The organism is Klebsiella sp. GG_Kp173 (assembly GCF_040062415.1).
Classification (GTDB): Bacteria; Pseudomonadota; Gammaproteobacteria; order Enterobacterales; family Enterobacteriaceae; genus Klebsiella; species Klebsiella quasipneumoniae.
The window spans coordinates 1-1,286 of the sequence record NZ_JBEAFZ010000064.1 but is presented as its reverse complement, the minus strand read 5'-3'; the positions used below and the strand labels follow the sequence as shown (position 1 = coordinate 1,286).

Sequence of the window (1,286 nt, the reverse complement as noted above, 5' to 3'; positions counted from 1 at the left end):
ACAACCCGCTACGGGGGAGACTTACCCGAAATCTGATTTATTCAACAAAGCCGTCGCAGCGCACAAAAGCTGTGCAGAATGGGGCTTGTGGAAAGGGATGGAGGGATGTGATAGAATTTTTCTCACCAAAAAATATAGGCAGTTGGCGTCATGCTTACCCAGAAAATTGTTACAGCAGTATCTGATGCGATATACCACCGGCGCTTGCCCCCAGGTACAAAGCTCAATGAGCGTGAAATAGCGGATTTGTTTGAAGTGAGCAGGACTGTTGTTCGCCAAGCATTGATCCGGTTATCACAAGAGCACCTGGTGGAAATCTCACCAAAGCGGTCTTCATCAGTAACATGCCCGAGCTTCGACGATGCTTATCAGCTCTATCAAATGTTGTTGGTGTTAGAGAGTGGGGTGATTGATCAGTTGACGAAAACCATCACCCGAGAGGAACTGGATCTATTGCGCGCCCACACAGTCAAAGAGCGAATTGCGCATGAAAACAACGATGATGATCTCGGCGACGAACTGGGCAGGGGTTTTCACACTCTTCTTATTTCATTCATGAAGAATGAAATGCTTAACAAAATCCACTCACAACTTCGTCGTCAGGAAGCATTGATAAATGCCCTATATCGTTCAGGCTTCGATTACTGCCAACTACGCGATGAGCACGCTAGACTCGTGGACTGTATCGATCGGCGTGATGCTGATTCGGCTAAGGACTTACTTGCTTCTCACTACAATCTTGTAATTAAAGGTTACAAGTTCAATATGTCTGCGCCTCCAGACATTGATCTTAAAATTGCTCTTGGCCTGTGATGCTTGAAGTGAGTGCTTTCCCGCTCTGAAAGCTAGTGCTAGGGAACCAGTGATTAAGTCCTCATTTCCATTGCAACCCGCAATCGTCGCAACGGGGGCCCAATTTAGGCGTTACTATCCTTCGTTTCCGTCGGAAAGCTGCCTTTTCAGGCAGTTCAGACGGATTAACCCCGTGCTCGCAACATCTGATCCACGCGCACGAGGTTTGACAGAGCAAGCAGCATCGCCAGTTTGCCGTCATTTTTCTTCAGACCACGGTAGCGGGCTTTCACAAAGCCGAACTGGCACTTGATGATCCGGAACGGATGCTCGACTTTGGCGCGGAGGCTGGCCTTCAGATACTCGGTGCGGATTTTGACCTTATTGATACGAGGGTGCTTTTTCAGGGACTTCAGCTTCCCGGGTTGTTCTGCGATGTGCCAGTCTGCACACACATCTTTCAACTCGTCCCGCTTTTCGGCGCCTCGGTAACC

Annotated in this window: 2 protein-coding genes; one reads left to right on the top strand and one right to left on the bottom strand. The window is 48.9% G+C overall.

Going from position 1 to position 1,286, the window contains the following annotated elements; genetic code table 11:
• Positions 1 to 150 precede the first annotated feature (150 nt).
• Positions 151 to 813: a GntR family transcriptional regulator gene (locus ABLU50_RS16170; protein ID WP_049125159.1), complete on the top strand. Its 663-nt coding sequence runs from the start codon at positions 151 to 153 to the stop codon at positions 811 to 813.
• 164 nt (positions 814 to 977) lie between these two features.
• On the opposite strand, the gene ABLU50_RS16165 is transcribed toward ABLU50_RS16170, so the two are convergent.
• Positions 978 to 1,286 (bottom strand): IS5/IS1182 family transposase (locus tag ABLU50_RS16165; RefSeq protein WP_049163996.1); only part of this gene is annotated, 309 nt, incomplete at its 5' end.

Coding starts and splice junctions, on each gene's coding strand:
- ABLU50_RS16170 (WP_049125159.1), top strand. CDS start 151: ATGCTTACCCAGAAAATTGTTACAGCAGTATCTGATGCGATATACCAC.